This window comes from Aeromonas sp. QDB62 (assembly GCF_027705695.1).
In the GTDB taxonomy this organism is placed as follows: Bacteria; Pseudomonadota; Gammaproteobacteria; order Enterobacterales; family Aeromonadaceae; genus Aeromonas; species Aeromonas allosaccharophila.
In genome coordinates this window covers 45,341-68,506 of sequence record NZ_JAPDCD010000021.1, presented here as the reverse complement: position 1 = coordinate 68,506, position 23,166 = coordinate 45,341, and the positions used below count along the sequence as shown (strand labels likewise).

Here is a 23,166-nt window from a genome sequence, read left to right as displayed (position 1 = left end):
GCCATGAAAAAAGCCGTGGTTGAGATCCGCGATCTGGCCTTTGCCTGGCCAGGTGGCGACGCTGTACTCGATCTGCCCGCCCTCACCATCCGCGAGGGCGAGCGAGTCTTTATCAAGGGCCCGTCGGGCTCCGGCAAATCGACCCTGCTCGGGTTGCTGGCCGGGATCCAGACTGCCAACCACGGCACCCTGGAGGTGCTGGGCCAACCATTGGCCCGGCTCTCTGGCCGTGCCCGTGACCACTTCCGGGCGGCCAATCTGGGTTATATTTTCCAGCAGTTCAATCTGCTGCCCTTTCTCTCGGTGCAGGACAACGTCACCGCTGCCCTCACCTTTTCGCCCGCCAAACGGGCTCGCCTGCAAGGGAGTCCGGAGCAGGAGGCGCGCCGTCTGCTGGCGGAGCTGCAACTGCCGGACGAAGCGCTGCATCGTCCCGTGCATGCCCTCAGCATCGGCCAGCAGCAGCGGGTTGCCGCCGCGCGGGCGCTGATCGGCTCACCACCGCTGGTGATCGCCGACGAGCCCACCTCGGCCCTCGATACCGACAACCGGGCGGCCTTTATCAAGCTGTTGTTCGAGGAGTGCGACAAGCAGGGCTCGACCCTGATCTTCGTCAGTCACGACCCTTACCTCGAACCCCTGTTCCCACGGGTCGAAAACCTGCAACAACTTAACCGGAGGGCAACGTGCTAAAGCTCGCCCTGCAAAGTCTCTGGGCCCGCCGCCTCACCGCCGGGCTCACCCTGCTGGCCGTCGCCATCAGCGTCACCCTGCTGCTCGGGGTGGAGCGGGTGCGTACTCAGGCCCGCGAAAGCTTCTCCAACACCGTCTCGGGCACCGATCTCATCGTCGGCGCCCGCTCCGGTCAGGTGAACCTGCTGCTCTACTCGGTGTTTCGCATCGGCAACCCCACCAACAACGTGGGGTGGGACTCCTATCAGGCCATCAAGCAGAAACCGGGCGTCGCCTGGACCATCCCGCTTTCGCTTGGCGACTCCCACAAGGGATTTCGGGTGCTCGGCACCAATGGCGACTACTTCACCCACCTGAAGTACGGTCAGCAGCAGTCGCTGCAACTGCGCGAGGGGCGGCCGTTCGAGACACCGTTTGAAGCGGTGCTCGGCGCTCAGGTGGCCGAGAAGCTGGGTTATCGGCTTGATCAAGCCATCGTCATCGCCCACGGCGCGGGCAACACTTCGTTCAGCCAGCACGACAATCTGCCGTTCAAGGTGGTGGGAATTCTGGCACCGACCGGTACGCCCATCGATCGCACCATCCATGTGCCGCTGGCGGGGATCGAGGCGATCCATCTGGGCTGGGATACCGGCCGCCACAGCAAGAACGTGACGCCGGAGCAAGCGCTGGCGCAGGATCTCACCCCGAAAACTATCACCGCCTTTATGGTGGGGTTGAGCAACCGGATCCTGGCGTTCCAGCTGCAGCGCAGCGTCAACACCTATCCCAAAGAGCCGTTGATGGCGATCCTGCCGGGCGCCGCCCTGCAGGAGCTGTGGAGCCTGATGAGCGTGGCGGAAACTGCCCTGTCGGTCATCGCCGGTTTTGTGGTGGTAGCTGGCCTTATCGGCATGCTGACTACCTTGCTGGCGGGGCTTAACGAACGGCGCCGGGAGCTCGCTATTTTGCGATCCCTCGGCGCGGGTCCTGCCCACCTGTTCCTGCTGCTGGCGCTGGAGGCGATGGCGCTGACCACAGTCGGTATCGCTCTCGGGGTCGCCGTGCTCTATCTGGGGCAGGGGCTTGCCTCGCCCTGGCTGCTCAGCCACTATGGCCTGCAACTGAGTCTGGGGCTGCCGAGCACCTACGAGTGGCAGTTGCTGGGGGTAGTCTGGCTGGCAGGCATGGTAATTGGCCTGCTCCCTGCCGCCCGCGCTTACCGCTACAGCCTGAGCGATGGCATGAGCATTCGTGTCTAGCGAGACGCCCTAAATAGAAACAGAAGGACAGATGATGAAGTGGAAAATAGTGGCGCTGCTCGCCAGCCTGCTGGTGCTGCCCGCCCTGGCCGCCGATTACAAGACCATCGACTGGGATGTGCTCATCCCGGAAGGGGAAAAACTGCTGCCCCCCCCGCAGGTGAGCCACGATGGGGATCTCGCCTCCGTGCCGCAACCGGTGGGCGGGGTAAACAAGAAGCTGGACAACCAGGATGTGCGCATTCCGGGCTTCGTGGTGCCGCTGGAAGGGGATGCCAAGAAGATCACCGCCTTCCTGCTGGTGCCCTACTTCGGCGCCTGCATCCATGTGCCGCCGCCCCCCACCAATCAGGTGATCTATGTGAGCTACCCCAAGGGTGCGCCGGTGGATGATCTGTGGGATGCCATCTGGGTGAAAGGCAAGATGCGCACGGTCAGCTCCAGCCACGAGATGGCCACCGCCTCCTATTCGATGGAAGCGGTCGAGGTGAGCGTCTACGAGGAGTAATCCTCCCGTTGCAAAAAAAGCGGCCTCCACGGAGGCCGCTTTGTTATCTTGGCATCCCGGTTGGAGTAACATTCAGCTCCAGAACCTGTGCGAATGGAGTCAGCATGGCAGACCTCCCCCCCCCGAAAAAAGAGAGTTCGATCCTGAGCAGCCAGGAGCAGACCCTGCGTCTGGCCCGCAGTCGCGGCATCGACGGCATGCTCACCCGCAACAGCGACAGCACCTTCGAACAGCGCGCCACCTTTCGCCATCTGGCGGATCAAGCCGCCCGCCAGCGCAATCTGGAAGCCATCATGGTGATGGCCTCCCGCCACTGCGAAGAGACCGCGGCTGGCGGGGAGATGGACAGTGACTGGCTGACCCGCTTCCTGCAACTGGCGGAAGATATCAGCATGGTGCCGATGCAGCAGCTATGGGGCCGCATCTTCGCCATCGAGGTAGCCACGCCGGGCCGCTTCTCCATCCGGGCGCTCTCCACCCTCAAAGAGATGACCCAGCGCGAAGCCATGCTGTTCCAGCGAGTCTGCGCCCTCACCTGCCACTATGCGGGCAGCGACGAGCAACGGCTGCTGCTGGGGCTGCACAAGGGGGCCAGTTTGCTGAGCCGCGCCAAGGCGACGCGCCTCGGCCTTGGCAAATACCGGCTGCCCTACAACGCCCTGCTGCAGCTGTTTGAACTGGGGCTGCTACACCGCGCGGAACTGGAGTCCGGCCCGCTGCCCGCCGACGGGGTCGAGCTGGAGTTCGGCAACCAGCGCTGGCGGCTGCAGTGCAAGCAGCACAACATCACCCTGCTCTACTACCGCCTCACCCCGGTGGGCAACGAACTCGCCCAGCTGCTGCAAGAGTCGCCGCTGGAGGAGTACCTGCAGGATCTGAAAACCGTGCTGGTGCAGGGGATCCAGATCGAGGTCCAGCATCAGGTCAGCGAGACCACACCGCCCACCCCTGACGCCGCCCTCTGATCGTCGATGGGGGAACACGCCCACCGACGCACCACAGCTCCCGATCACTGCACCTCACTCAGCAAAGTGAGGTGCAAAATGCAGATCCCCTCGCCCCTTGCCGCTCGTTTTTTGCACATTGCAACGACAGCAGCGCCACATTCAGTGGCTGCGCCCCTTTATTGACACAAAAATCATTTAACGTAATTGATGGCCCGCCCTTTGCTTTGAAGCTTGATGCAGATCAAACTTCAACCACCACAGCTCGGAAGCATGGCCATGAGAATCAATCAACCGGTAACCCAAAGAGAACGCCTCTATCCAGACCACCAGAGCCTGATCTCCACCACGGATCTGGAGAGCCGCATCACCTATGCCAACGATGAGTTCTGCGAGATAGCAGGCTTCTCGCTCGACGAGCTGGTGGGGGAACACCACAATCTGGTGCGCCATCCTGACATGCCGAAACAGGCCTTTGCCGATCTGTGGAACCATATTCGCGAAGGCAAGAGCTGGATGGGACCAGTGAAAAATCGCTGCAAGAGTGGCGATCACTACTGGGTCAGCGCCTTTGTCACCCCCATCAAGGATGCCAGCGGCCGGGTGGTGGAGTATCAGTCGGTGCGCACCGCCCCGAGCGAAGAGATCAAACAGCGGGCCGAGAAGGTCTATGCCGACCTTCGCAACGACAAGCTGCCGCTGGCGCTCAAGCTGCCCACCTTCTCCCATGCCCTGACCATCAACCTCTGCCTGCTGCTGAGCCTGATCGCCATGTTGGCGCTGGGTTACAACCACGATATGAACTGGCAACTGGCGCTGGCCGCCCTGCCACTGGCGATAGCGGCCATCACCCTGAATGCCCTCTCCCGCCGCCTCGGCAAGCTCAACAAGCTGGCTCGCAGCCGCTTTGACAACCCGCTGATGCAGTTGCTCTACACCAACAAGGTGGACAACATCGCCGCCATCGAACTCTCGATGGTGATGAATCAGGCCGAGTTCAACGCCGTGCTGGCCCGCACCCAGCAGACCTGCAGCAAGATCCTGCTGGCCGCCGAGGGGGATCTGCGCAACGCCGAGTCCATCACCGACAACCTGCAACAGCAGCAGGCCGAAACCAATCAGGTAGCGACCGCCGTGACCGAGATGTCCGAGTCCATTCGCGAGGTGTCCCAGAGCTCCAGCGAATCCTCCAGCCTGCTGGACAAGACCGCCGACCTGTTCAAGAGCGGCAACCACAGCGTGGCCGAAACCGTGGCTGCCGTGGCGGGCATGAACAGCGAGCTGACCACCTCCAAGGTCGTCATCAGCGCGCTGGTCGGCCACTGCCGCGATATCGACGGCATCCTCGATGTGATCAACAACATCGCCAACCAGACCAACCTGCTGGCCCTCAACGCCGCCATCGAAGCGGCCCGGGCTGGCGAAGCGGGTCGCGGCTTCTCGGTGGTGGCCGACGAGATCCGCTCGCTCGCCATCAAGACCCAATCCTCGACCAGCGAAATCCAGAAGATGATCACCGAGCTGCAAACCAGCGCCGGGGATGCAGAGCAGGCGATGGAGAAGGGCTGCCAACTCTCCGAGAGCTGCCAGCAAAAAGCCTCGGCGACCGGCACCATACTCCAGCAGATCAACAATATGCTGCAGCAAGTAGCCTCCGGCAGCGGCCAGATTGCCCAGGCGGTGCAGGAGCAGTTCCACGTCACCGCCGAGATCAACCGCAACGTGCTCAGCATCAAGACCCTGGCCGATGACTCCAGCGTCGGCAGCCAGCATGCCGTGCACGGCATCACCCAGCTGGTAAACCAGTTGAGCGATCTCGACCGGCTGGTACGCCAGTTCCAGAAAACCGCCCCGGCGAGCCAAAGCCGCTACGAAGTGGCCACCACCCGCGCCGTGCCGGTTCGCCAAGCCAGATAACCACCACACAAACAATCACCGCAGAAAAACCCTATGGGCCAGCAGGCCCATAGGGTTTTTTAGTGTCCGCCAACAAGAGGGTGGCACACCCGCTTTCACCGTCCGATTTTCCCCTGCGTTGATGGCGCCCGCTGTTGAGCGGTTATATCGCCGTCCGTTATTTATTAATTTATTGATCTTGCTCAGAAAAACGCCCGCTTGTACTTCTCACCCCAGCCCCGTTCGGTAACATAGCCGCTTGGCAACCTCTCGCAGGAGTCAGCCATGAGCCAAACCAGTGCCAAAACGCAGGAAACAAGCAGCAGACTGGAGGCTGAAATTCAGGGGCGGTAGCGTGGTTTTTGCAGGTTGGTGCAGAGCGTAGCGAACTCCAACAGACGAGATAATCTGGCTGAACGAACGATAGTCATTGCACCGACTAGGCGGAATCAAGCAAGCAAAGCAGCATGTTACGCTGCAGTAAATTTTGAAGGGGTCTCCATCAGCTCAATATCTACATTCGCGCTGGATAGCCTAAAAGCAGATTCCGCCTTGCTTATAAAATTATTTAGGCCTCTAGGAGAAATAAAATGGATAGCCAGATAGCAGTTTTGGAACATCTAATAGAAGAGGGAAAAAAATTCAACTTTGGAAACTTTTGCTATCCAAACGAGAGTTTCCGAGGTGATTTCGGTGGTAAAGATAAGGCGGAGTGGTTAGAGTGGAAAACCCGCTCATTAAATATCGTAAACAAATTAATGGAAAGGAACAGTCCAGCGGCAAAGCTTGCTGCTGTTGCTAGCGACATTCCAACATCAGGTTTTAAACCTGAAAATTTTGAGAGAGCAAAATCATCCTTTTTAAAAGCCCTTGAAAATACCCGCGATGCATTACATGAAGACTTGTTTGGTGAACTAAACAAAACCGGAAGCGAAAATACATCACCAGCACTTTCCAACAAAGTTTTCATCGTTCACGGACATGATTCAGAGCTAAAAAATGATGTGGAGCGATTTATTCACGAGATTGGTTTGCAACCTATAGTGCTACACCGCCAAGTCGATGCTGGCGCAACAATCATAGAGAAGTTTGAAAAACACAGCGATGTTGGATATGCATTCATCCTCCTCACTCCAGATGAGATCGCCTATACGATAGATCAAGAAGCACTCCATGATGGAGACAGAAAAAAGGAGTCTCGTGCAAGGCCCAATGTCATTTTTGAGTTCGGTTATTTTGTTGGGAGACTCGGCCGAAAAAGAGTTAGCTGTCTACACAAAGGTGATGTTTCAATTCCCAGTGACCTAGCGGGTATCGTATACAAGAAAATAGACACATCTATCGAATCGCAGGCATACTCTATAATCCGAGAACTCAAAGCCGCAGGATACAAAATCCAAGTTTAACAACGCACAACCATACACACACATTATTATCAGGGATGGTCTCCATCCCTATTTCGTTTAATTTCACATACATCAACCTATGAATTATCTATTTTTCCACTAAAAAATTACGTTATAAATAAGGCTACCCCTCAAATTCATAGAATGAATGAAAACCTAGCCCGTAGGTTCGAATAGCGCAGCGTATTCGGACAATCTCGAATAACCCTGCCGCGATATAAGCAAGGATCGGAAGATCCCTTTGCGGGGTTGCTATCGACCGCCTTGGGGTGGCTCAAGGCTTGTCGGCGCCACTATCAGCTGGATTTATGGGTTTTCCGATAATGACCCAACTTTTGCTTATAGTGGCTGCCGCCAGCCCATCAGCGCCTGTGGTGGCCAACTTAACGGCTGCCGGGCGCTTGTTATACGTTCTTCCGATCCAACTACAGGTAGTTCCCCTGCCGCAGGGCGGTCAGCAGCTCATCCACCAGCGTATCTACCGGTTTACCGGCATTCAGCAGATGAATTTCCGGCTGCTCCGGTGCCTCGTAGGCGGAGTCGATACCGGTAAAGTTGCGAATTTCCCCTGCCCGCGCTTTTTTATAGAGCCCCTTGGGATCGCGCTCTTCACAGATGGCGAGTGGCGCATCGACAAAGACTTCGACAAACTCACCTTCGCCCAAGAGGCTGCGCACCAGCTCGCGCTCGGCACGAAACGGCGAGATAAAGGCGGTGAGCACGATAAGACCCGCGTCCACCATCAGTTTTGCCACCTCGCCGACCCGGCGGATATTCTCCTGCCGCGCAGCATCGTCGAAGCCGAGATCCCCGCACAGACCGTGGCGCACATTGTCGCCATCCAGCAGATAGGTGTGCTTGCCTTGTGCCGCCAGCGCCTGCTCCAGCGCCCCCGCCAGAGTCGATTTGCCCGCCCCCGAGAGCCCGGTAAACCAGATCACCAGCGGCTTTTGCCCTTTCAATTTGGCCCGGCTCTGTTTGTCCACGGCATGGTTGTGCCACACGATATTGCTCATCCAATACTCCTTGATTGGCGCTCACGCCTCAAAACTTAAACTGTCCGAACCACGGGGAGCCGCCTCAAACTATCAGCCGACAACTTACTGATGCCATGGCATTGCTCATCCCACACTCCTTGATTGGCGCTCACGCCTCAAAACTTAAACTGCTCGGAACCACGGGGAGCCGCCTCGGACTATCAGCCGACAACGTGCTGATGCCATGGTATTGCTCATCCAACACGCCTTGATTGGCGCTCACGCCTTAAAACGGAAACAGCAGGGGCACCATCACAATCACCCCGAGGCTATAGGCCAGCGAGACCGGCAGGGCCAGCTTGAGGTAGTCCGGCATCTTGTAGTTGCCCGCGGCATAGACCATCAGGTTGGTCTGGTAGCCGTAGGGCAGGATAAAGCTGGAGCTCGCCCCGAACAGCACCGCCAGAATAAACGGCATGGTCGAGACATCCATGCTGAGCGCCAGCTGGTAACCCATGGGGAAGGCCAGCGCGGCGGCAGCGTTGTTGCTCATCAGCTCGGTCAGCACCAGGGTAAACACATAGATACCGATAAAGGCGATGATGGGGCTGGCACCGTTGAACTCCCCCATCAGCCAGTCGGCGATGAGCCGCGCCAGTCCGCTCTTTTCCAGCTGATCGGCGATGGCGAGCGCCCCGCCCACCACCAGCCAGATATCCAGCGGAAAGCGGCGGCGGATCTCGTCCAGGGTCAGAATGCGGGTGAGCAGCAGCGCCACCAGCATCAGCAGCAACCCCTTGAACAGCGGCACCAGATCGAATACCGAGAGCGCCAGCACCCCGAGAAACCCCAGCACCACGGCGGCGCTGCGCTTGCCATCGAGACGGGTGGAGGCTTCCAGCCCGCTCACCACCACAAACTCCCGCCCCAGCGATTTGTTGCGGGCAAACTGGGGGCCGGGGGCCAGCAGCAGGGTATCACCGGCGTGCAGCTCAATCTGTCCGAGGCCACCGGTAAGCTGGGTTTCGCCGCGGCGTACCGCCAGCACCACCGCATCGAAGTGGGTACGAAACTCGGCATCCTTGATGGTCTGACCCACCAGCCGCGAGCTGTGGCTGACGATCACCTCCACCAGATGCTGGCCGTTGAGGCGGTGCTGGCCGTAGAGATCCAGCCCCTTCATCTCCTGCAATACGCCGACGCTTTCCACGTCGCCGCAGAACAGCAGCATGTCCCCTTCGTGCAGCTCGTGTTCCGGCTGCACCGGGCAGATCACCTGATCGCCGCGAATGATTTCCGCCAGATAGAGGCTTTTCAGGCTGCGCAGGCCGTTCTCCTTGACGCTGCGCCCCGCCAGCGGTGAACCGGCGCCCACCTTGGCTTCGAGAAAGTAGCCAGATTCCCGGCTCATCTCGGTATCCTGCACCGGCAGGTGACGGGCAAACAGCAGCACGGCCACCAGACCGGTCAGCAGGGTGCCCGCCCCCACCATAAAGAAGTCGAACATGCCGAGCGGCGGCGCCCCCATCTTGATGAGGAAGCTGTTGACGATAAGGTTGGTGGAGGTGCCGATCAGGGTCAGCACCCCGCCAAAGGTGGCCGCGAAGCACATGGGCAGCAGCAGTCGCGACGGCGCATGGTTGGGGTTGCGTTTGACCGCTCCCAGCATGGAGGCCACCACGGCGGTGTTGTTGACGAAGGCAGACAGGAAGGCGGTGGAGAACCACACCTTCACCAGCACCTTGTTGAATGAACCCGTGCCCACCAGATTGGCGAACCAGCTCATGATGCGGGTCTTCTCCACCGCCAGCGACACCAGCAGCAACAGCACCAGCGTCAGCAGGGCACTGTTGGTGTAGCCCGCCACCACGGCATTGATATCCGCCAGCCCGCTCAGGTAGGTGATGAGCACGGCGCCCGAGAAGAGCAGCGCCGGGCGGAGTTTGCCCTGGATCAGCAGGGCCACGAGAGCAGCCAGCAGACCCAGCACCAGGGATTGTTGCCAGGTCATGGGCTTATTCCTTGCTTGTGTCGTTACCGATGGCAAGGGCTTGCCAGTGCGGGAAGTGCTTGCGCACCAGCGCATTGAGCTCGATTTCGAACTCGCTGTAGTGCCCTTTTACCGCTTTCGCGGCCAAGCCCTCGACGATCATGCCGGCACCGACGGTGACGTTGGTCAGCCGGTCGATCAGGATAAAGCTGCCGGTATCGCGGATCTCCCGATACGGGTCGAACGCCACCGGGTCGGTAAGGCTCAGCTCGCACAGGCCGATCTCGTTGAGCTTGAGTTCGCTGGCAGGCAGCTCATCCAGCTTGTTGATCTCGATGCGGTGGCGGATCGCCTCCACCTGACCGCGACTCTTCTTGGTGGCCAGCTTGACGTCGTAGACCCGGCCCGGTTGCAGGGACTCCTCCCCCATCCAGACGATATGGGCCAGCAGGTTCTGGGTCACTTGCGGACGGTTGGCGGCATCCACCAGCAGGTCGCCGCGGCTGATGTCGATCTCGTCGGCGAAGGTGACCGTAATGGCCTGACCCGGCAGGGCGTACTCCAGATCCCCGTCGAAGGTGACGATGCGAGTCACCGTGCTCTCCTTGCCCGACGGCAGCACCGCCAGCTTGTCGCCGACCCGCAGAATGCCGGAGGCGAGCGTGCCCGCGAAACCACGAAAATCGAGGTTGGGGCGGTTCACATACTGCACCGGCAGGCGCACCGGATGACGCTCCAGCTCGCGCTCCACCTCGGCGGTTTCAAGCAAGGAGAGCAGGGTTTCGCCTTCGTACCAAGCCAGCTTGTCGCTTTGGTTGACCACGTTGTCACCGTCTAGCGCCGAGACCGGCACGATATGGATGGTGTCGACGCTGAGCTTCCTGGCGAATTCGCGGTAATCGGCACTGATGCGCTCGAACACCTCCTGGCTGAACTCCACCAGATCCATCTTGTTGACCGCCACCACGAACTGCTTGATGCCCAAGAGGCTCGCGATAAAGCTGTGACGACGAGTCTGATCCAGCACGCCTTTGCGGGCGTCGATCAGGATGATGGCGAGATCGCAGGTGGAAGCGCCGGTCGCCATGTTGCGGGTGTACTGCTCATGGCCCGGGGTATCCGAGATGATAAATTTGCGCTTGGCGGTAGAGAAATAGCGGTAGGCCACGTCGATGGTGATGCCCTGCTCGCGCTCCGCCTGCAAGCCGTCTACCAGCAGTGCTAGGTCCAGCTTCTCGCCGGTGGTGCCAAGCTTCTGGCTGTCGGACTCCAGCGCTTTCAACTGATCTTCATAAATCTGCTGGGAGTCGTGCAGCAGGCGGCCGATAAGGGTGCTCTTGCCGTCATCCACGCTGCCGCAGGTGAGAAAACGCAGCAGACTCTTGTGCTGCTGGGCATGCAGATAGGCTTCGATGCCCTGTTCGGTGATGGCGGTCTGAATATGGCTGTTCATGCTGACGACTCCTTAGAAATATCCCTGACGCTTCTTCTGCTCCATGGAGCCGGCCTGATCGTGGTCAATCAGCCGCCCTTGCCGCTCGCTCGAGGTGGTGAGCAGCATCTCTTCAATAATTTCCGGCAAGGTGGTGGCATCGGATTCGATGGCCCCGGTCAGCGGGTAGCAACCGAGGGTGCGGAAGCGCACCAGCTCCTGCTTCACCTCATCCTCGGCGGTCAGCGGCATGCGCTCGTCATCCACCATGATCTTGATGCCGTTGCGCTCCACCACCGGACGCATGGCCGCGAAGTAGAGCGGCACTATGTCGATGTTCTCGAGATAGATGTATTGCCAGATATCCAGCTCGGTCCAGTTGGAGAGCGGGAACACCCGGATGCTCTCCCCTTTGTTGACCTGGCTGTTGTAGACCCGCCACAGCTCCGGACGCTGGTTCTTCGGATCCCAGCGGTGGGACTTGTCACGGAAGGAGTAGACCCGCTCCTTGGCACGAGATTTCTCCTCGTCGCGGCGGGCGCCACCGAAGGCGGCATCGAAGCCATATTTGTTGAGCGCCTGCTTGAGCCCCTCGGTCTTCATGATGTCGGTGTGCTTGCCGCTGCCGTGCACGAAGGGGTTGATACCCATAGCAAGGCCCTCCGGGTTCTTGTGGACGATCAGATCCAACCCGTACTTCTTGGCGGTCTCGTCGCGGAATTTGATCATCTCCTTGAACTTCCAGTCGGTATCGACGTGGAGCAAGGGGAACGGGATCTTGCCCGGATAGAAGGCCTTGCGGGCCAGATGCAGCATGACGGAGGAGTCCTTGCCGATGGAGTACATCATCACCGGGTTTTCAAATTCGGCAGCCACCTCGCGGATGATATGGATGCTCTCGGCTTCCAGCTGCTGCAAGTGCGTCAATCTTTCACGGTCCATGTTGGTCCTCGGGTCATTGCTTATGCGCCTGCTCAAGGCGCTGGGTGGTTCAGTGCGCGGCCGCACTGGCAGCCGCATCAAATAGCTCTTTGCTCTCAGGCAAGCTGCACCAGCTTGAGGTCGCAGCCATCGAGATCCAGGTTAGCGCGCTGCTGCTCGCCGCTCTTTTCCCCGCTTTTTTCCCCAAACCAGGCGAGTCGCTCACGCAGGGCAACCACTTCGCCGATGACGATGAGCGATGGGCTCACCGCCTGTTTGGCCAGCTCCGCCAAATCAACCAGCGTGCCGGTCAGCACCCGCTGGCGAGCTGTGGTGCCACGCTCGATGATGGCGATGGGGGTGGCTTGGCTTCGGCCGTGATCCACCAGTTGCTGCTGGATATGCTCGGAGCGCATCAACCCCATGTAGATGACCAGGGTCTGACTGGTGGCGGCGAGCTGCTGCCAGTCGGGCTCCTTGCCCTCTTTCTGGCAATGCCCAGTGATAAAGACGGCGCTCTGGGCGTGGTCGCGGTGAGTCAGTGGGATACCTGCATAGGCGGTGGCACCGGCAGCCGCCGTGATACCGGGCACCACCGAGAAGGGGATGCCTTCATCGGCCAGCACTTCCAGCTCCTCGCCACCCCGGCCAAACATAAAGGGATCTCCCCCTTTCAGCCGCACTACCCGATTGCCCGCCTTGGCGTAGTCCACCAGCAGGCGATTGGTCTCCTCCTGCGGCACGCTGTGGGCGCCCGCCTTCTTGCCAACCGACACCAGAGTGGCATCACGGCGCACCAGATCGAGGATCTCGGCAGAGACCAGCTGGTCGTAGAGCACCACTTCAGCCTGTTGAATCTGTTGCAGCGCCTTGAGGGTCAACAGGCCCGGTTCGCCGGGGCCTGCACCGACCAATACCACCTCGCCCACTTCGCTTTTCGCTTGGTCGAGGCCATCGTTCAGCCACTGTTCGGCACCTTGCCAATCGGCTTTCTCAATCAGGCTGGCGAGGGTGTTGGAGGCAAAGGCGCGCTCCCAGAAGCGGCGACGGTCGGAGATAGAAGAGAGCACCCGCTTGGCCTTGTCACGAACCCGGCCGGAGAGCTCGGTCAGCCCGCCAAGATGGCGCGGCAGCAGGCTCTCCAGCCGCTCGCGCAACAGGCGCACCAGCACCGGCGCCTTGCCGCCGCTGGAGACCGCCACCATCAGCGGCGAGCGATCGATGATCGAGGGGAAGATAAAGCTGGAACGTTTGGGGTCATCCACCACATTGACGAACAGACCCAGCTGGTTGGCACTCTGATAAACCAGCGCGTTGACTTCGAGGTTGTCGGTCGCCGCCACAACTAAAATCTGACCTGCCAGATGGGCCGGGGTGAAGCGCTCTGCCAGATGGGTGAAACGACCGGTAAATTCCGAAAATTCCGGTTCAAGTTCCGGGGAGACCAGGGTCAGTCGGGCGCCGGCCGCCAGCAGCAGGCGCGCCTTGCGCAGGGCAACCTCGCCCCCGCCCACCAGCAGTACCGGGCGGCCTTCCAACTTGGCAAACATAGGTAAATAATCCATTTCGGCCCATCCCTCGGAACACGACTAATATGGGGCGACTATAGGCAGGGCAGCTTATCCCTCAAAATAATAAAAAATGCTTTTTAATGCGTTTTGGTAATTAGCAAAGCCAATTCATGACAAAGGCGTACGAAGTCACTTGTGGTACCTGACGCCAGACCATAGGCTATGGACTGTGTTTCATAAGGAGCTAAATGATGAATGAATCATTGATTGTGCTAGGGATTTTCGTGTTCCTGGTGCTCGCCACCCTGAGCGCGGGCATCAAGATCGTGCCCCAGGGCTACAACTGGACGGTGGAGCGCTTCGGCCGCTACACCCGCACCCTGACCCCGGGTCTCAACCTGTTGATCCCCTACGTGGATCGGGTCGGCCACAAGATCATCATGATGGAGCAGGTGCTGGACATACCGGCGCAAGAGGTGATCTCCCGCGATAACGCCAACGTCACCATCGACGCCATCAGCTTTGTGCAGGTGGTGGATGCCCGCAAAGCGGGTTACGAGGTCAACGATCTCACCAGCGCCATTCGCAATCTCACCATGACCAATATGCGGACCGTACTCGGTGCCATGGAGCTGGACGAGATGCTCTCCCAGCGCGACACCATCAACGAGAAGCTGCTGCGCACCATGGATGCCGCCACCGCCCCCTGGGGCATCAAGGTGACCCGTATCGAGATTAAAGATGTGCGCCCGCCACTGGCGCTGGTCGAAGCGATGAACGCCCAGATGAAGGCCGAGCGCCAGAAACGGGCCGAGGTACTAGAGGCCGAAGGGGTGCGCCAGTCCAAGATCCTCAAAGCCGAGGGCGAGAAGCAGTCCCAGATCCTCAAGGCCGAGGGTGAACGTCAGGCCGCCTTCCTCGCCGCCGAGGCGCGGGAGCGGGCTGCCGAGGCGGAAGCCAAGGCGACTCATATGGTCTCACAGGCCATCGCCGAGGGTGATATGCAGGCCATCAACTACTTCGTGGCCCAGAAATACACCGAGGCGCTGGCCCGCATCGGTGAAGGCCCCAACAGCAAGATCATCATGATGCCGCTGGAAGCGGGCAGCCTGATTGGCTCGGTGGCAGGCATGGCCGAGCTGTTCAACAAAGATGGCAAGGGCAGCAAGTCATGACAGCCCTGTTCGAGGGGCTGACCCACTGGCACTGGCTGGGGCTCGGCTTCATTCTGCTGGCCATCGAGGTGCTCGGCTCGGTGGGCTTCCTGCTCTGGACCGGCATCGCCGCGCTGGAGGTGGGCCTACTGCTGCTGGTCTGGCCCTTTGGTTGGCAGGCGCAGCTGCTGCTGTTTGCGGTGCAATCCCTGCTCACCACCTGGGCCTGGTGGCGCTGGCAGCACCAGCGTGACAACTCGGGTCAGGATGCCGCCAGCACCATCAACGAGCGGATGCAGAGCTATATGGGCCGCGAGCTGACCCTGCTGGATGATGTCGTGCAAGGCACCAGCCGGGTGCATCTGGACGATACGGTCTGGACGGTGCGCTGCGATGAGTCGCTACCTGCGGGCAGCAAGGTCAGGGTGGTGGGGGCCGACTCCCACATCCTGCTGGTTGAACCCCGCCACTGACGCCGCTCTGCCATCGAACCATAAAAAAGCCCGCGATCACTCGCGGGCTTTTTTCTCTCTGGCTGCCACTCAGGTACGCAGCCGATCGAGCTGACTGGCCAGCGCCGTGGCCGCTTGCTCCAGCGCCTCGCTCAGTTGATGGCTGGAGCTTGCCTCCTGCCCGATCACGTTGGCAGTATCGCCGATCCGCATCAGGTTCTGGTTGATGGTGTCGCTCACCGCACTCTGCTGCTCGGCGGCGGTGGCCACCTGACTGATGTGGTCGTGGATCTGCTGGATCTGGGCCACCACCCGATTGAGCGCCTCGAACGCCTGCTCGGTGCCCTGCACCGTGGTGGTGGAGCGCTCGATACCGGTATTCATCAGACGCTGACTGCTGCTCACTTCGGTCTGCAGGCTACCGATCAGCTGACCAATCTCGTCGGTCGACTCCCGGGTCTTGGTCGCCAGCGCCCGCACCTCGTCCGCCACCACCGCAAAGCCGCGGCCCATGTCACCCGCCCGTGCCGCCTCGATGGCGGCGTTCAGTGCCAGCAGATTAGTCTGCTCGGCAATGGCGCGGATCACATCAAGGATTCGGCTGATATTGGTGCTGCGCTGGGCCACCAACGCCACCGCTTTATCCGCCTCATGCATATCACCAACCAGGGTATGGATCTCGTTACGGGCATTGCTGAGGGTCTGCTGGGCGGTATTGATGTGGTGGGTCGCCGCTTCCGACTCCTGCGCCGCCTGCTCGGCATAACCCGCCACGCTGACTGCCGTGGTGCTCATCTGGTGCATGGCGCTCACCACGCTCTCCAGCTCCAGATTCTGCTCATCCAGACTGTTGCGCATGGTGTCGGCGGTATGTTTCATCTCCCGCGCCTGTTGGTAGACCTGCTGGCCGATCCCCTTGCTCATTTGCACCATACCCCGCAGCTTGCCGAGGAAGGCATTGAGCTGGGCGCCAAGATCGATCAGCTCCTGATGGGTGTCGATCTCCATCTGCTGGGTCAAGTCCCCCTCATTGCTGGAGAGGTGGCCCACATGGCGGCTGATAAGTGAAAGCGGCGCTGTGATGGTCTGGATAAACCAGACCAGCAGTCCCAGCACCAGCAGGGTGATCCCGCCCATGGCAACAATCTGTTGTTGCTGGGCATCCACCAACAGGGCGCCGAGCTCGCTGCTGATGGTGCGCGCCTTGTCGAGCGCCAACGCCTTGGGCACCTTGATCATCAACCACCACTGGGTATTGGCCGCCTCGATACGGATCGGTTGTTGCAAAATAAAATCGCTGTCGCTACTCACGGCCTGACCGGTGGGCAGGGTCAGGCCCACCTCCTTGAGCGGACGCCCCAGCTTGTCGGCATAGCGGTTGCTGCCCACAATCAGCCCCATCTTGCTGACGATGGTCACATCGGCCTTGTTGTCATAGAGGCTCTTGCCCAGCGTTTCGGCAAGCTGCTGGAAAATGGGCAGGTTCATGTCCACCCCGGCCAGCCCGACAAACTTGCCATCGTGAAGGATGGGCACCGTCAGACTGGTCATCAGCATCTTGTTGCCCGGGCTGATTTCGTAGAGATAGGGCTCCATCAGGCAGGGTTGGCGAGTATCGCGACCACAGAGATACCACTCGCTGTTGCGAATGCCGAACTCGTTGAGAGAGGTATCAAACTTGGCCTCGCTGGCGGCGGCATCCACCGGCTGCTGGGCCACGGCGCCCCCCTGATCCTTGGTGAAGTAGATCTCCATGCTCCCCTTGCCCGCCACCGAGTGACTGGCACCACCCAGCCAGTTGCCATCCTCGCCGTCATAACCATCCGGTTCAAACTGGGCGTAGATGGAGCTGATCCCACTCGCCTGCTGCAAGCTGCTGCCGAGCAGAGACTCGACTTGGGGCCGCGACAACCGCAGCGCTGGCTTGACCATCCCGGCTTCAATCTGGGCGGTCACGGTCAGGGGGATCTGATAGGAGTTCTGCATCAGCGAGGCAATCTGGATGGCATAGCGCTCAGCCTGATACTGCAGGCTGTGGGAGACCTCTTGCTCCAGCGCATCGCTGGTCTGGGTCATCACCATGCCACGGAGGGTACTGAAAGAGGCTGACTGCAACAGGGTCATGGCCAGCCCGGTCAGCAGAAACAGTCCCATGGTCAGGCACAACAATTTGAACTTGAGGGAACGTTGCTTCATGCGACAACTCCTTATGGCAGCGTGACAACGAATTAATTGAGTATATTCGTCAACTTGCAGCTCACCGGATTTGTGATGGGTTTGTCGTCGGCTTCTGGTTATAATTTTGGCCTTCCCGAGCGTTGATGGAACAGTCGCAATGAGCAATGCACTGAGCAGTGTCCCGCCGGTAGTCGCGATGGACTACCCCTTTCCGGCCAAACCTCTTCCCCTGAGTGCCGAGCAGAGAACGACCTTGACCACAGAAATCAAGGCGCTGCTCAAGGAGCGCAAGGCGGTACTGGTTGCCCACTACTACACGGATCCCGAGATCCAGGCGCTGGCCGAAGCCACCGGTGGTTTCGTTGGTGACTCGCTGGAGATGGCCCGCTTTGGCCGCGATCACGAGGCGCAGACCCTGATCGTTGCCGGGGTGCGCTTCATGGGCGAAACCTCCAAGATCCTGAGCCCCCACAAGCGGGTGCTGATGCCGACGCTGGAGGCCGAATGCTCCCTCGATCTGGGCTGCCCCATCGAGCAGTTCTCCGCCTTCTGCGATGCCAATCCCGACCATACCGTGGTGGTCTATGCCAATACTTCGGCCGCGGTCAAGGCGCGGGCTGACTGGGTGGTGACTTCCAGCATCGCGCTGGAGATCATCGAGCACCTCGACAGCCTGGGTCACAAGATCATCTGGGGCCCGGACCGTCATCTCGGTGCCTATATCGAGAAGAAGACCGGCGCCCAGATGCTGCGCTGGCAGGGCCACTGCATCGTCCATGACGAGTTCAAGGCCCGCGCCCTGCGCGAGCTGAAAGCGCAGAATCCGGACGCCGCCGTGCTGGTTCATCCGGAATCCCCCGCCTCGGTGATCGAGCTGGCCGATGCGGTGGGCTCCACCAGCCAGCTGATCAAGGCGGCCAAAGAGCTGCCCCAGCAGAAGCTGATCGTGGCGACCGATCGGGGCATCTTCTACAAGATGCAGCAAGCCTGTCCGGATAAAGAGATGGTTGAAGCACCGACCGGTGGCGATGGCGCGACCTGTCGCAGCTGCGCCCACTGCCCCTGGATGGCGATGAACGGTCTGGTGGCCATCAAGGAGGCCCTTACCGACGGGGCCGAGCGCCACGAGATCCATGTCGACGAGGAACTGCGGGTCAAAGCCTTGATCCCCCTCGATCGGATGCTCAACTTCGCCGCCGAACTCAAGCTCAAGACCCAGGGCAATGCCTGATTGCCGCCGTCACGAGATGCAAAGAGGGCTCCCGCGGGAGCCCTCTTTATTTATCTGAACGCTATGCTGCTCAGATGATCACGGTGGAGAGGCAATGCTCCTCATCCGGCGCAACGGTCACGCCCGCCTCGCCGGCGATAGCTGCCTCGACACACAACATGGTGCGATAGCCATCGTCGCTCATGTCGGCCATGGCGGTGGCCCCTTCCAACCAGGGAGTCCAGACCACCACGCTGTCGTGGTTGCCGCTCACCACCCGAGTCTCGCGCTCACCATCCTGCACGCTCACCAGCGCCTCTGGCTGCCAGTAGACCCGATCCAGCGGCCCGTTCAGGGTCAATGCACCCTGCTGTTTGGCATCCTGTCCGGTCAGCTTGTCGGCATAGGGCTCACCCAGACCGCTCACGCTCACCGCTTCCGGCGCACTGATGGTCAGATAGGTATGTAGCGCACCGCTATAAGTCAGCGGCTGTGCGCCGGTGTTGCGAGTGGTCAGCACCAGCGAGAGCTCTTTGCCCACCAGCACGTCCAGCTCCAGCTCGAAGGCGTGATCCCACAAGGCACGAGTGGCATCGCTGTCGCGCAGAGAGAGGTGAACGAGCGTGCCGTCGGCGTGATCAGAGACCCCGTCCAGCATCCAGAGGGTGGTGCGGGCAAAACCGTGGGAGGGCTTGCCACTGCCGACACGAGCTGGCGCCGGGCCAAACCAGGGCCAGCAGATCGGGATACCGCCACGAACAGGCTTGCTGCCATCCAGCACCGCCTTGTCACTCAACCAGATGGAGGCTGGCTCGCCATGACGCTGATAGCTCAGCACATGGGCGCCAAACAGGCTGATCTCGGCCTTGGCATAGTCGTTGTTGATGGTGAGAACCGGCAGACCGGCCGCATTGTTGGCAAGCTTGCAATTGGCTGTCAGGGGACGAATGGATTGCATGTGGACTCCTGTCATCAGGGGAAACCGAAAAACAAAAAGGCGGCCAATGGCCGCCTTTTTCAAGCTACGCGATTGCGCATCCCAAATTACTTGGAGATGTGAGCGATCAGGTCCAGAACTTTGCTGGAGTAGCCCATTTCGTTGTCGTACCAGGATACAACTTTAACGAATTTGTCGTTCAGCTGGATACCAGCCTTGGCGTCGAATACGGAGGTCTGACGCTCACCCAGGAAGTCGGTAGATACAACTTCGTCTTCGGTGTAGCCCAGAACGCCTTTCATCGCGCCTTCGGAAGCAGCTTTCATCGCTTCGCAGATTTCTGCGTAGGTGGCAGCTTTCTTCAGGTTAACGGTCAGGTCAACAACAGACACGTCCGGAGTCGGAACACGGAAAGCCATACCGGTCAGCAGGCCTTTCAGTTCCGGGATAACTACGCCAACAGCTTTGGCTGCACCGGTAGAGGACGGGATGATGTTCTGAGCCGCACCGCGGCCACCGCGCCAGTCTTTAGCAGACGGACCATCAACGGTCTTCTGGGTAGCAGTGGTAGCGTGAACAGTTGTCATCAGGCCAGACTCGATACCGAAGGTATCGTTCAGAACCTTGGCGATCGGAGCCAGGCAGTTGGTGGTGCAGGAAGCGTTGGAAACGATGTCCTGGCCAGCATAGGTAGAGTCGTTAACACCCATTACGAACATCGGGGTAGCGTCTTTGGACGGGCCAGTCAGAACAACTTTCTTGGCACCAGCAGCGATGTGCTTACGAGCAGTCTCGTCGGTCAGGAACAGACCGGTAGCTTCAGCAACAACGTCAACACCGATTTCGCCCCACTTCAGGTTGGCCGGGTCACGCTCAGCGGTAACACGTACGGTTTTGCCGTTTACAACCAGGTTGCCGTCTTTAACTTCAACGGTACCGTTGAAACGACCGTGAGTTGAATCGTACTTCAGCATGTAAGCCATGTAGTCAACATCGATCAGGTCGTTGATACCAACAACTTCGATGTCAGCACGCTCGGCGGCCAGACGGAATACGAAACGACCGATACGGCCAAAACCGTTAATACCTACTTTGATAGTCATATTTAGTTACCTAACTGTTCAGTAGTCAAAGAAAATTCCGCTTGTAAATTTACTAGAACTCTCCGGTGAGTCAACCAACATTCTGTCTGAAATTGCGCTATATCATGAAAAACTGTGAAATTAATTTTCTGTTTATGTAACTGATTACCACATTTTGACGAAAAAAGTGCCAGAACGTGGCATCGCGCAGATATCAACAATAGTGCCTACTCGGTCACACAACCGTGATGATAGATATGTAAAAATGTGCGCGGTTTAGCATGGCCAAAGAGCCACTGTTCAAGTACCACCCATAAAAATTAATCAAAATAGTATAGATAGAATCCACAGCGGGAATTCTCAAACTATGACCACCCTGATTGAACAGCTGGCTGCCGCAAAAGGTATCGCCAGCGAGTATGTCGATGCCTGGGGCCACCCGGCCCAGGTATCCGAAGAGAGCAAGGCCGCCATGCTGGGCGCCATGGGCTACCGCGTCGATGACGAGGCCGCACTGGTGCAGCAGCTGGAAGAGGAGCATCGCCAGCACTGGCTGCGGGCGCTGGATCCTGTGATGGTGGTTCGCACCGGCGACGCCGTTATCCTTGAAGTTCGCCTCCCCATCGAATTCGTCAACGATGCCCTCACCTGGCAGCTCCAGCAGGAGCAGGGTGCTGTGCTGTCCGGCCAATTCACCCCCATCGAAGGTGAGCTGGTCGGCGTGGCCGAATTTGAAGAGATGGAGTGCCAGGCCTATCGCGTCACTCTGGAGATGGCCCCGGAGCTGGGTTATCACCAGCTGGTGCTGCTGGAAGAGGGCAATGACGAGCCGCTGGCCGCCATGCGCCTGATCGTCGCGCCCAAAGCGTGCTACAAGCAGCCGCCGATTGCCGATGGTCGCAAGGTATGGGGCCCGAGCGTGCAGCTCTACTGCCTGCGCAGCCGCCACAACTGGGGCATCGGTGATTTCAGCGATCTGGGCCAGCTGGTCGAGAAAGCGGCCACCTGGGGTGCCCACTTCGTCGGCCTCAACCCCATTCACGCCCTCTATCCGGCCAATCCGGAGAGCGCCAGTCCCTACAGCCCCTCTTCCCGTCGCTGGCTCAACGTGGCCTATATCAACGTGGAGGCGGTGCCCGAATTCCAGCAGAACGATCGCCTGAAAGCGGAAGTGGCAAGCCCTGCCTTCCAGCAGCATCTGGCCGATCTGCGCGCCAAGGAGAACGTCGATTACACCGGCGTGATCCAGACCAAACTCGGCATGCTGCGTCAGGTGTTCGACGAAGCGAGCCTTGGCGCCGAGCGTCAGGCCGCCTTTGATGCCTTCGTAGCCGCCGGTGGCGACAGCCTGCAACAGCAAGCGGCCTTCGATGCCCTGCAAGCACACTTCTATGCCAAGGGCGAAAACGCCTGGGGCTGGCCGGTATGGCCGCAGGAGCTGCGCGATTACCACAATCCTGCCGTTGCCGCCTGGATGGCCGAGCACCCGCAAGATGTCAACTTCTACCTCTATCTGCAGTTCCTGGCAGATGAGCAACTGGCGCAAGCCGATGCCCGCGCCAAGGCCTCCGGCATGGTGATGGGGATCTACCGGGATCTGGCGGTGGGTGTCTCCGAAGGCTCCACCGAGATCTGGGCCAACCAGGATCTCTACTGCCCGAAAGCCTCGGTCGGCGCGCCGCCCGATGTGCTCGGCCCGCTCGGTCAGAACTGGGGCCTGCCCCCGATGAACCCGAACAAGCTGTTTGAAGCGGCCTACCAGCCGATGGTCGATCTGTTCCGTGCCAACATGCGCTCCTGCGGCGCACTGCGCATCGACCACGTGATGGCCTTGCTGCGCCTGTGGTGGGTACCGCCCGGAGAGTCAGCCGCCAAGGGCGCCTACATCTACTATCCGGTCAACGATCTGCTGGGCATTCTGGCGCTCGAATCCCACCGCAACCAGTGCCTGCTGATCGGCGAGGATCTCGGTACCGTGCCGGAAGGGATCGACGTGACGCTGAAAGAGAACGGCGTTCACTCCTACAAGGTGTTCTTCTTCGAACGCTCCAAGGCGGATGGCGGCTTTATCTCCCCGGCTCACTACACCGAGCAGGCGATGTCAGCCCTGACCACCCACGACATGCCAACCCTGAAAGGATTCTGGCACTGCGACGATCTGGCGCTCGGCCGTCAACTGGGTCTGTATCCAGATGAAGATGTCTTGAAGACCCTGTATGCTGATCGCCACCAGGCGAAACAGCGGATCCTCGACAGCTTGCATGCCCACAAGGTCATCTCTGACAACATCAGCCATGACGTGAACTGGGTCGGCATGAACACCGAACTCAATCACGGTCTGCAGATCCACATGTCCCGCGGCAGCTGCGCCCTGTTCAGTACCCAGCTGGAAGACTGGCTGGAGATGGACAAGCCGGTCAACGTACCGGGCACCAGTTACGAATACCCCAACTGGCGCCGCAAGCTCTCTGCCGATCTGGAAGATATTTTTGCCAATGAGGCACTCAAGGCACTGGCCGGCAAGATGAGCCAGGCCCGTGATGAGGCCAGTCGTTGAGACTCTGTCTCTCACAGCACTCTCACCTAAATCCACTCCGGCCCCGGCCGGAGTGGATGCTCTGTCATGAAAGGAAA

18 protein-coding genes are annotated in these 23,166 nt (G+C 59.7%); 10 read left to right on the top strand and 8 right to left on the bottom strand.

All coding sequences use genetic code 11. The annotated features are described in order from the left end of the window. The first annotated feature begins 3 nt into the window (after nt 1-3). The 6 genes from OKC27_RS12195 (at nt 4) to OKC27_RS12170 (ending at nt 6,688) form a co-directional block, all read left to right on the top strand. The gene (locus OKC27_RS12195; RefSeq protein WP_005354693.1) at nt 4-693 is read left to right on the top strand and encodes an ABC transporter ATP-binding protein; all 690 of its coding nucleotides are present in this window, start codon (nt 4-6) and stop codon (nt 691-693) included. Further along, on the top strand, nt 687-1,934 hold the full coding sequence (locus tag OKC27_RS12190; RefSeq protein ID WP_270806314.1) for an ABC transporter permease: 1,248 nt from the start codon (nt 687-689) through the stop codon (nt 1,932-1,934). The genes OKC27_RS12195 and OKC27_RS12190 overlap by 7 nt, the downstream gene beginning before the upstream one ends. A 31-nt stretch (nt 1,935-1,965) precedes the next feature. After that, nucleotides 1,966-2,442: a DUF3299 domain-containing protein gene (locus OKC27_RS12185; protein ID WP_111807076.1), complete on the top strand. Its 477-nt coding sequence runs from the start codon at nt 1,966-1,968 to the stop codon at nt 2,440-2,442. Between the two features lie 104 nt (nt 2,443-2,546). Continuing rightward, the gene (locus OKC27_RS12180; protein ID WP_111807073.1) at nt 2,547-3,407 is read left to right on the top strand and encodes a TIGR03899 family protein; all 861 of its coding nucleotides are present in this window, start codon (nt 2,547-2,549) and stop codon (nt 3,405-3,407) included. 258 nt (nt 3,408-3,665) lie between these two features. Next, nucleotides 3,666-5,303 (top strand): methyl-accepting chemotaxis protein, encoded by a 1,638-nt coding sequence (locus OKC27_RS12175; RefSeq protein WP_270806313.1) that lies wholly within the window; start codon nt 3,666-3,668, stop codon nt 5,301-5,303. A 569-nt stretch (nt 5,304-5,872) separates the two neighbouring features. Further along, nucleotides 5,873-6,688: a nucleotide-binding protein gene (locus OKC27_RS12170; protein WP_270806312.1), complete on the top strand. Its 816-nt coding sequence runs from the start codon at nt 5,873-5,875 to the stop codon at nt 6,686-6,688. Nucleotides 6,689-7,113: 425 nt separating this feature from the next. On the opposite strand, the gene cysC is transcribed toward OKC27_RS12170, so the two are convergent. The 5 genes from cysC to cysG all read right to left on the bottom strand — a co-directional run bounded on the left by cysC (nt 7,114) and on the right by cysG (nt 13,573). Further along, nucleotides 7,114-7,704 (bottom strand): adenylyl-sulfate kinase, encoded by a 591-nt coding sequence (gene cysC / locus OKC27_RS12165; protein ID WP_270806311.1) that lies wholly within the window; start codon nt 7,702-7,704, stop codon nt 7,114-7,116. Nucleotides 7,705-7,951: 247 nt separating this feature from the next. Then, entirely contained in the window at nt 7,952-9,676 is a 1,725-nt protein-coding gene (locus OKC27_RS12160) for an SLC13 family permease (protein ID WP_270806310.1), read from the bottom strand. Nucleotides 9,677-9,680: 4 nt separating this feature from the next. Next, nucleotides 9,681-11,108, bottom strand: coding sequence for a sulfate adenylyltransferase subunit CysN (cysN, locus tag OKC27_RS12155; protein ID WP_270806309.1), 1,428 nt, complete (start codon nt 11,106-11,108; stop codon nt 9,681-9,683). A gap of 12 nt (nt 11,109-11,120) precedes the next feature. After that, nucleotides 11,121-12,053: a sulfate adenylyltransferase subunit CysD gene (gene cysD, locus OKC27_RS12150; RefSeq protein WP_320109984.1), complete on the bottom strand. Its 933-nt coding sequence runs from the start codon at nt 12,051-12,053 to the stop codon at nt 11,121-11,123. Between the two features lie 71 nt (nt 12,054-12,124). After that, a complete protein-coding gene (gene cysG, locus OKC27_RS12145; protein ID WP_270806307.1) occupies nt 12,125-13,573 on the bottom strand; it encodes a siroheme synthase CysG in 1,449 nt (482 codons plus the stop codon). 197 nt (nt 13,574-13,770) lie between these two features. On the opposite strand from cysG, the gene OKC27_RS12140 reads away from it, so the two are divergent. Together OKC27_RS12140 and OKC27_RS12135 are read left to right on the top strand one after the other, a co-directional pair. Beyond that, a complete protein-coding gene (locus tag OKC27_RS12140; RefSeq protein WP_058052545.1) occupies nt 13,771-14,694 on the top strand; it encodes an SPFH domain-containing protein in 924 nt (307 codons plus the stop codon). Beyond that, the gene (locus tag OKC27_RS12135) at nt 14,691-15,146 is read left to right on the top strand and encodes an NfeD family protein (protein ID WP_234664588.1); all 456 of its coding nucleotides are present in this window, start codon (nt 14,691-14,693) and stop codon (nt 15,144-15,146) included. Before OKC27_RS12140 ends, OKC27_RS12135 begins: the two co-directional genes overlap by 4 nt. Before the next feature lie 69 nt (nt 15,147-15,215). Here OKC27_RS12135 and OKC27_RS12130 read toward each other — a convergent pair whose 3' ends face one another. Then, entirely contained in the window at nt 15,216-17,321 is a 2,106-nt protein-coding gene (locus OKC27_RS12130; protein WP_270806306.1) for a methyl-accepting chemotaxis protein, read from the bottom strand. 139 nt (nt 17,322-17,460) lie between these two features. On the opposite strand from OKC27_RS12130, the gene nadA reads away from it, so the two are divergent. Beyond that, nucleotides 17,461-18,534, top strand: a complete 1,074-nt coding sequence (nadA, locus tag OKC27_RS12125) for a quinolinate synthase NadA (RefSeq protein ID WP_270806305.1) — start codon at nt 17,461-17,463, stop codon at nt 18,532-18,534. Between the two features lie 70 nt (nt 18,535-18,604). Here the strand turns inward: nadA and OKC27_RS12120 are convergent, their stop codons facing one another. Next, nucleotides 18,605-19,471 (bottom strand): D-hexose-6-phosphate mutarotase, encoded by an 867-nt coding sequence (locus OKC27_RS12120; RefSeq protein WP_163128957.1) that lies wholly within the window; start codon nt 19,469-19,471, stop codon nt 18,605-18,607. Nucleotides 19,472-19,557: 86 nt separating this feature from the next. After that, nucleotides 19,558-20,553 (bottom strand): type I glyceraldehyde-3-phosphate dehydrogenase, encoded by a 996-nt coding sequence (gap, locus tag OKC27_RS12115; RefSeq protein ID WP_040099300.1) that lies wholly within the window; start codon nt 20,551-20,553, stop codon nt 19,558-19,560. A gap of 346 nt (nt 20,554-20,899) precedes the next feature. On the opposite strand from gap, the gene malQ reads away from it, so the two are divergent. Then, the gene (gene malQ / locus OKC27_RS12110) at nt 20,900-23,089 is read left to right on the top strand and encodes a 4-alpha-glucanotransferase (RefSeq protein ID WP_270806304.1); all 2,190 of its coding nucleotides are present in this window, start codon (nt 20,900-20,902) and stop codon (nt 23,087-23,089) included. Nucleotides 23,090-23,166: the final 77 nt, after the last annotated feature.